General features: G+C 69.0%; 8 protein-coding genes. 3 read left to right on the plus strand and 5 right to left on the minus strand.

Going from position 1 to position 7,979, the window contains the following annotated elements; translation table 11 throughout:
- The 3 genes from LAO51_19070 to LAO51_19080 all read left to right on the plus strand — a co-directional run.
- Window positions 1-537, plus strand: a 537-nt coding sequence (locus tag LAO51_19070) for a dihydrodipicolinate synthase family protein (GenBank protein ID MBZ5640844.1), incomplete at its 5' end; no start/stop codon positions are given.
- On the plus strand, window positions 534-1,370 hold the full coding sequence (locus tag LAO51_19075; protein ID MBZ5640845.1) for a 2,3,4,5-tetrahydropyridine-2,6-dicarboxylate N-succinyltransferase: 837 nt from the start codon (window positions 534-536) through the stop codon (window positions 1,368-1,370). The genes LAO51_19070 and LAO51_19075, both read left to right, overlap by 4 nt.
- Complete coding sequence (locus tag LAO51_19080) at window positions 1,367-2,503, plus strand: pyridoxal phosphate-dependent aminotransferase (protein MBZ5640846.1); 1,137 nt, start codon at window positions 1,367-1,369, stop codon at window positions 2,501-2,503. Before LAO51_19075 ends, LAO51_19080 begins: the two co-directional genes overlap by 4 nt.
- Window positions 2,504-2,510: 7 nt before the next feature.
- On the opposite strand, the gene LAO51_19085 is transcribed toward LAO51_19080, so the two are convergent.
- The 5 genes from LAO51_19085 to LAO51_19105 all read right to left on the minus strand — a co-directional run.
- Window positions 2,511-3,374, minus strand: coding sequence for a HEAT repeat domain-containing protein (locus LAO51_19085; protein ID MBZ5640847.1), 864 nt, complete (start codon window positions 3,372-3,374; stop codon window positions 2,511-2,513).
- A 117-nt stretch (window positions 3,375-3,491) separates the two neighbouring features.
- On the minus strand, window positions 3,492-4,589 hold the full coding sequence (locus LAO51_19090; GenBank protein MBZ5640848.1) for an Mrp/NBP35 family ATP-binding protein: 1,098 nt from the start codon (window positions 4,587-4,589) through the stop codon (window positions 3,492-3,494).
- A 147-nt stretch (window positions 4,590-4,736) separates the two neighbouring features.
- Complete coding sequence (locus LAO51_19095) at window positions 4,737-5,552, minus strand: cytochrome c (GenBank protein MBZ5640849.1); 816 nt, start codon at window positions 5,550-5,552, stop codon at window positions 4,737-4,739.
- A gap of 29 nt (window positions 5,553-5,581) precedes the next feature.
- The gene (locus LAO51_19100; protein ID MBZ5640850.1) at window positions 5,582-5,971 is read right to left on the minus strand and encodes a hypothetical protein; all 390 of its coding nucleotides are present in this window, start codon (window positions 5,969-5,971) and stop codon (window positions 5,582-5,584) included.
- An 88-nt stretch (window positions 5,972-6,059) separates the two neighbouring features.
- The coding region (locus tag LAO51_19105) for an efflux RND transporter permease subunit (protein ID MBZ5640851.1) at window positions 6,060-7,979 on the minus strand (1,920 nt) is incomplete at its 5' end.

Raw genomic sequence — 7,979 nt, forward strand, 5'->3', positions numbered from 1 at the left:
CACTACCGAGCCATCTGCGAATCGGTGGACCGCCCGGTGATCGTCTACAACGTCCCGGGGAGGACCGGGCAGAACGTCGGCGCCGACCTCGTCCTGGAGCTGGCGGAGATTCCCGGCATCGCCGGGGTCAAGGAGGCCTCGGGGAGCCTGGAGCAGATCGCGTCCATTCTCGATCGCCGGCGGTCGGGGTTCGCGGTGCTCTCCGGCGACGACGCCCTGGCGCTTCCGGCGCTGGCCCTGGGCGCCGACGGCCTGATCTCGGTGGTTTCGAACGAGGCGCCCACCGAGACCGCGGCGATGGTTCGCGCCGCGCTGGCGGGAGATTTCGAAAGCGCGCGCGCGATGCACTTCCGGCTCCTCGGGCTCATGCGTGCGAACTTCGTCGAGACGAGCCCGGTCCCGGTCAAAACGGCGATGGCCTTGCTCGGACGGTGCGAGGCCACGATCCGGCCTCCCCTGGGCCCGGCGGAGCCTTCCACGAGACAGGCGATGCGTGCCGCGCTGGAGAAGGCGGGGATCCTGGGGGCGGATCGGTGAGCCCGGACGACCTCCAGGCGGCGGTGGAGCTGCTCGCCGCGCTTCCCGCTCCGCCGCCTGAGGAGGTTCGGCCCGTGGTCGAGGCGCTCCTCACGGCCCTTGAATCGGGACGAGTCCGGGCCGCGGTGCCTGACGGCGGGAGCTGGCGGGTGAACGCGTGGGTCCGTCGCGGGATCGTGCTCGCCTTCCGCTCGGGAGTCAATGCCGATGCAGCGGTGGGGCCGGTCTTCCGCTTCAGGGACAGGGATTGGCTGCTGCCGGACGGATCCCCACCGCCCCACGGCGTGAGAATCGTTCCGGGGGGCACCGTCGTTCGAAGGGGGGCGCACCTGGAGCCAGGGGTCGTCGTGATGCCTCCCGCGTACGTGAACGTCGGAGCGTGGGTCGGGGAGCGATCCATGATCGACAGCCACGCCCTGGTGGGCTCGTGCGCGCAGGTCGGGAGGGACGTGCACCTGTCCGCGGCCTCGCAGATCGGGGGCGTGCTCGAGCCGGTGGGCGCCCTCCCCGTCATCGTGGAGGATGGCGTCTTCGTCGGAGGAGGCTGCGGGATCTACGAAGGGACACGCGTTCGCGCGCGCGCGGTTCTCGCAGCGGGCGTCATCCTCGCGAGATCGGTTCCGCTGTTCGACCTGGTCCACGGGAGGGTCCTGAGGGCGGGCTCCGCGGGGCCGCTGGACGTGCCCGAGGGCGCCGTGGTGGTCCCCGGGGCGCGTCCGGCCGCGGGGGAGTACGCAGCCCGCCTCGGGATTCACCTCCAGGCGCCCGTCATCGCGAAGTACCGGGACGACGCGACGGACGCCGCTTCCGCCCTCGAGGAGGCCTTGCGATGACGATGCGCGCCGCGCGCCGCATGGACGGCATCGATCGCACTCTCATCCGCCAGATCTTCGACGGCGCGCCGCCGGGGGCGATCAACCTCGGTCTCGGTCAGCCGGACCTTCCCACCCCTCCGCGGATCTCGCTGGCCGGTGCCGGGGGCATCGCGGCGGGGCGGACCGCGTACACGTCGACGGCGGGCGACCCGGCCCTCCGCGCCGCCATCGCGCGCCGGTACGAGCCGTTCGCGTCCGGCGCGGAGAACGTGGTGGTCACGGTCGGCTCGCAAGAGGCGGTCTTCGCCGTCCTGCTGACCCTGTGCGACCCCGGCGACGAAGTGCTCTATCCGGACCCGGGGTATCCGGCCTACGAGGTGGCTGCGCGCCTCGTCGGTGCGACCCCGATCGCTTACCCGCTGCGGGCGGTTCGGGGCTTCAGGCTCGATCCCGCCGACATCGAGTCCAGGATGGGGGAGCGGTCCCGCCTCGTGATCGTCTGCTCCCCGTCGAACCCCACCGGCGCGGTGGAGCGGGAGGAGGACCTGAGGCGGCTGGCGGAGCTGCTGGAGCGGAAGGGGGTCGCCTGGCTGTCCGACGAGATTTACGCGGGGTTCGCCTACGACGGGCCGGTGCCATCGCTCTCCGCGTTCTCTCGCGACGGAGGCCTCGTCGTGTCGGGGCTGTCGAAGGACCTGAGCATGACCGGGTGGCGCATCGGGTGGGCCGTCGGCCCCGCACCGATCCTCGCGCGGATCATCGCCACCCATCAGTACCTCGTCACCTGCACCTCCAGCGTCTCGCAGTGCGCCGCGCTCGCCGCGTTCTCGCCGCAGGCCGAGGCGGAGCGAGCGGCTTACCTCGAGATTTTCCGTGGCCGCAGGACGCTCATGGCGGAGGAGCTCGCGCGGATACCCGGAATCCGGTTTGAGCTGCCGCGGGGGGCGTTCTACTTCTTCGTCGATGTGTCGGCGTACGGTCAGGCCGTGGAGGTCTGCCGGCGTATTCTCGACCGCCGCAAGGTCATCACGATCCCCGGAGAGGCGTTCGGTCGCGAAGCCTCGGGGTACCTGCGTCTCTCGTTCGCCGCCACGAACGACGACATCGTGCGAGGTGTGCGCGCCATCGGGGAGGAGCTGCGCGAGAGTTGACGCCGGCTCAGCGGGGGGCGGGGCTCGCGGAATCCGCCGCCCGCGTCGCCTCCAGGATCTTCTCGAGCCGCGCGGCGGCCGCGTCGACGGCCTTGGCCGTCGGCGGGTCGTCGGCGGCGTGCGCGGCGGTGTACTCGTACAGCGACGACAGATCGTCCACGGTGACGACCGGCAGGAGCGAACGAATCGCGGCGAGCCGGATTTCCTTGTTGCCCGATCGAGTCGCGGTCTTGAGCACCGCGCGCCCTGGCTCGCCGACGCGCGCCAACGCCACCGCGGCCTTCTCGCGCACGCCCGGCTTCCCTTCGTTGAGGACGCGCTCGAGGAAGAAGCGGCCTCGGGGGTCGCCCAGGCGACCGAGAGCATCGACCGCGGTGGGCAGGATCTCCGGGTCCTCCATGGCCGCGTCGATGATGGAGAGGACCGGTCCCTCCTGATTGAACCGAGCGACCTCGGGAATCGCGATACGCCTCGACTCGCGTGTCCCGAACCAGATCGCGTCGTCGAGAGCCGGCAGGTACTCCGGCGGGAGCCCTCCGGTCAGCTGCCGGAATTCGGCGAGGAGCGTCTTGACCACGTCGGCCTTGTCGGACGGCTTGACGGTGATCAGCGATTTCCACAATGCTGCCATCCCGGGCTGGCCGAATAGGATCAGCTTCTCCTTGGCCATCGCGCGAACGGTCGGGTCGCCCCCGCCGGCAGGCCATGCCAGCGCGGTGAGCGCCTCGGCCTGGGCCTCGATCGCGTGGGCTTCGGCCATCGCCTCGGCGACCACACGATCCGCATCGGCGGCGTCTTTGGCGCCGTGCGGAGCGGCGGCGAGGAGGAGGACGGCGGAAGTGGCTATCGCGAGGATGAGAGGTTTCGACAACCTCGGTTCTCCTAGGGGAACCCTGCAGGGCCCCACCGAAGCTCCAGTATAACGTCGTCACCGACGGCGGGCCAAGCAGCCGGGGGGTGGGGCCTTATCCGGGCGCGAGATGCGGCGTCACGTCCGCCTGAGGCGCGAGAAGACCCCGCCGAGTCCCGTCGTCCGCGCGGACACCTGGACGCCGAGCGCGGCGAGGATCCTCTCTGCAATCCGGTCGAACGCCTGGGTCTGGGGTGACGACGGATCGAGAGCGGCGATCGGCGTCCCGCGGTCGCCCCCTTCGCGGACCGCGGGATCGAGCGGAACCTCCCCGAGAAACGGTACCTCGAGGCGGCCCGCCTCCGTGCGACCTCCCCCGTGGCCGAAGATGTCGGTGCGGGCGCCGCAGTGGGGGCACACGAAGTAGCTCATGTTCTCCACGATCCCCAGCACGGGCACTTCCACCTTCCGGAACATCGCGACCCCCTTGATCGCGTCGGCGAGAGCGACGTCCTGCGGCGTCGTCACGATCACCGCGCCGGCGAGGCGGACCTTCTGCGAGAGAGTGAGCTGGGCATCGCCGGTGCCCGGCGGCATGTCCACCACCAGGATGTCGAGCTTTCCCCATGCGACATCGCGGAGGAGCTGCTCGACCGCCTTCATCACCATGGGGCCGCGCCAGATGACCGCGGTGTCGGGGGGGATGAGAAACCCGAGGGACATCAGGCGGACTCCGTGGCGCTCGAAGGGGACCACCCGCCGCTGGTCGTCCAGCTCCGGCTGCTCTTGCACCCCCATCATCAGGGGGATCGACGGACCGTAGATGTCCGCGTCCATCAAGCCGACGGAGGCGCCCCGACGGGCCAGCGCGACAGCGAGGTTGACCGCGACCGTGGACTTGCCGACACCTCCCTTGCCGGACGCGACCGCGACGACGCTCCGGACCTCGGGAAGGAGCGGCGCCTCGGCACCGGCATCGGGCCGGGGCTGGACCGGCGACGCGACGATCGCGTCGACCCCGGTCACTCCGGGAAGGGCCAGGACGGCGGCACGGGCCGCTTCCTCGATGAGCAGCGCGACATCCCGCGGGGCTTTCGTGATATCGAGCCGGAACGTGACCTGCCCGTCATGGACCGCCACGTCGTGGACGATCCCGAACGATACGATGTCCCGGGTGAAGCCGGGGTATCGGACTCCTCTGAGGGCGGCCAGAACTTCCTCGGCGGCGATGGTCATCGAGACGATCCTCTTCCCCGAACTCGGTAGCGCGAAGGAAACCGGGGGACAGCGGACTATAGCATCCCCCGCGAACGTGGACCCTGGAGAGGCTTGACGTGTGCCACCGCTCCCTCGGCCGGGTCGCCGAGGGAGCGGTGAGAGCGGTCAAAACGGCCGGTCGGGAGCCTCGAGGCCGCCGCGAGTCCTCGCGAGCCACGAGACGTAGGCCCAGAGATCGTCCACGTCCGTCGCGGGGAGAGCGCGGTAGGAGGGCATCCCGAGGCGTTGGCGCTCGAGGAAGACGGACGCCACCGGGCTGCTCGACAGCCGGGGAAGTCCACCGGTGCGTATCCAGGTCTCGAATTCTCCGGGGCTCCGGACGAGGTCGGCGAAATCGGCACCGTACCAGCCGGGGACAAAACCGGTGAACGACCCCGGGTTCGGGAGGCCCCCCGAGCCGGCGGGACCGTGGCACGAGAAGCAACGGCGTGTGCGTGCGATGTCCCTTCCACGCTCCTCCGGGGTGCCGTCCGGCGGCCCCTTCATGCCGGAGAGAACCTCGAATGCGGCGACCAGGTCGTCGACCTGGCCCGCGCGGAGGAGCCTACGGTACGCCGGCATCCGGATGCCGGCGCCGACCCGTTTATCGCGCGCCGAGGCGCTGGCGGCACGGCGCCGGCTCACGCCGTCCAGGATGAACTCGCGGACCTCCTCCCGGTCCTTGACGTACATCATCCAAAGACCGCCGCTCCACGCCGGAACCTGCCGGTCGTCGGCGCCCGGCTCGGGAATCCCGGAACCGCCGAGATCGCCGTGGCACGAGAAGCAGCCGAGCTGCCGCGCGAGCTCCGCGCCACGCCGGACAGGGTTCGCGGACGCGTGCCTCCAATACAGCCGAATCGACGGGAGCGCGGTCGCGGCGGCCGCCACGAGAAGCAGGGCCGCGGCCCCCGCCATCGGCAGGAGTCGTCTGCGACGCATGACCCTCCCGGCGGGAGCCGCGCCGAGGATCAGAGCGGCTTCACGTCCTCGACCGTGATCCCCTTGAACGCGCCGTTCGACGCGAGCTGGCCCTTGACCTCGACGTTCTTCCCGCCGAGCTCCTTGGCCTTGTCGTAAGCGCTGGCGTCGCCGTGATCGGCGAAGAGGAGATAGACCGTGCCGTCGGTCGCGCGGAGTCCCATCGGCTGGCCGCCCTTGAGGCACTTCACGGCGCACCCCGCGTGCGAGGCGCCCTGGGCGTTGTGCGAGACGAAACAGGCCATGTCCAGGATCTCGCCTTGAACCGTCACCCCCTTCTCGGGCTCGGCGGCAGCGGCGCTCCCGTGACCGGCGGCGAACGACGTTGAGGCGATCAGCGCGACTCCGATCAGCGCGGCGGTGATGCGCAGAGTTCTCATGGCGAAACCTCCTGCTGGGTCGACCTCATCGGTCGGCCTTGAAAGTCGCCGGCGGCGAAGCCGCCGGAACCGAAAGCGATCCCCTTCCTCAGGTCCCCGACCGGGCGGGGAGCGGGATCTCGGACGGATCTACTCTGCCCTGCTTCATCTCGAAGCGCCACTTCCAGATCTCGTAGATGGGAGGATAGATCAAAAGCTCGAGGACGAAGCTCGTGACGAGCCCACCGACCATCGGCGCCACGACGCGTTTCATCATGTCGGCGCCGGTGCCAAGGGACCCCATGATCGGCATGAGTCCCATGAATGCCGCCGCCACGGTCATCATCTTCGGGCGGATCCGCTTCACGGCACCGTGGATGATGGCTTCCCTGAGGTCGTCGCGGGTCCTCATCTTCCCCGCGCGTACCGCGTCGTAGTAGGACAGATCGAGGAAGAGGAGCATGAACACACCGGTCTCTGCGTCGAGCCCCATGAGGGCGATCATCCCGACCCAGGTCGCGATCGAGACGTTGTAGCCGAGCCAGTATACGAGCCACACGGCGCCGATCACGGAGAACGGCACCGCGAGCATCACGATGGTCGCCTTCACCGGGGACTTCGTGTTCATGTAGAGCAGGATGAAGATGACGAAGATAGTGATCGGAACGACGAACTGGAGGCGCTCGCGGACGCGCAGCATGTTCTCGTACTGGCCGCTCCACTGGACCGTGTAGCCCGTCGGGAGCTTCACGCTCCGGGCGACGGCTGCTTTCGCCTTCTCGACGTAGCCCCCGATGTCGGACCCCGAGATGTCCACGTAGACGTAGCCGGAGAGCATCCCGTTCTCATCACGAATCATCGAGGGACCGGTGGTGAAATGGATATCCGCCAGCTGGGCCAGGGGAATCTGGGCACCCGACATCGTGGGCACCAGCACCCGCTTGAGGCTCTCGAGGTCGTCTCGAAGCTCTCGCGCGTAGCGGACGTTCACCGTGTAGCGTTCCCGCCCCTCGACGGTCCGGGTGACGGTTTCCCCGCCGATCGCCGACATGATCACGTCCTGCGCTTCCTGGACGGAGAGCCCATACCGCGCCAAAGCCTCGCGCTTGAGGTCAAAGTCGAGGAAGTACCCGCCCGCCGTCCGCTCCGCGTAGATGCTGCGCGTGCCGGGAACCTCCCGGACCGTCCTTTCGACCTCCGCGCCGATGTTCTCGATCACGGTGAGATCCGGCCCGAAGATCTTGATGCCGATCGGGGTGCGGACCCCCGTGGTCAGCATGTCGATGCGGGCCTTGATCGGCATGGTCCACGCGTTGGTGACCCCTGGGAACTGGAGCTTCTGGTCCAGCTCGTTCACGATGTCGTCTTTCGAGATTCGATCGGACCAGATGTGACGAAACGGCTTCTGGAGCGATTCGGGCAGGTCCGAATAGAACCGGTGGACGGAGCGCCACTCAAAGCGCGGTTTGAGGACGATCGTCGTCTCCATCATGGAGAACGGCGCCGGGTCCGTGGAGGTCTCCGCGCGCCCGGCCTTTCCCCAGACGCTCACCACCTCCGGCACCTCCTCGATGAGCCTGTCCATGGTTTGGAGGAGCCGGGTCGCCTCGGTCACGGAAACGCCGGGAAGACTCGTCGGCATGTAGAGGAGCGTCCCCTCGTCGAGCGGCGGGAAGAACTCCGAGCCGAGGCGGAGGTACACGGGGACCGTGGAAGCGAGCAACAGCAGCGCGACCAGGACGATCGTCTTGGGCCACCTCAGGACGAACCGGCACACGGGCTCGTAGATCGTGAACAGGACCCGGCTGATCGGGTGCTTCTCCTCGGGATAGTAGGTTCCCACGACGATCTGGTGGCTGATCCAGGCGAGCCACCGCGGTCGGAACCGCATCCTGTCCATCCGGGTGAACATCATCCGCATGGCCGGGTCGAGGGTGATCGCGAGAAGGGCCGCGATCGCCATGGCGAGGTTCTTGGTGTAGGCCAGCGGCTTGAACAGGCGCCCCTCCTGGTCCACGAGGGTGAAGAT

The organism is Terriglobia bacterium (genome assembly GCA_020073205.1).
GTDB lineage: Bacteria > Acidobacteriota > Polarisedimenticolia > Polarisedimenticolales > JAIQFR01 > JAIQFR01.

What these genes read in the sequence shown, in the direction of transcription:
- LAO51_19100 (MBZ5640850.1), bottom strand. Translation starts at nt 5,971, where the DNA reads ATGAGAACTCTGCGCATCACCGCCGCGCTGATCGGAGTCGCGCTGATC.
- LAO51_19080 (MBZ5640846.1), top strand. Translation starts at nt 1,367, where the DNA reads ATGACGATGCGCGCCGCGCGCCGCATGGACGGCATCGATCGCACTCTC.
- LAO51_19095 (MBZ5640849.1), bottom strand. Translation starts at nt 5,552, where the DNA reads ATGCGTCGCAGACGACTCCTGCCGATGGCGGGGGCCGCGGCCCTGCTT.
- LAO51_19090 (MBZ5640848.1), bottom strand. Translation starts at nt 4,589, where the DNA reads ATGACCATCGCCGCCGAGGAAGTTCTGGCCGCCCTCAGAGGAGTCCGA.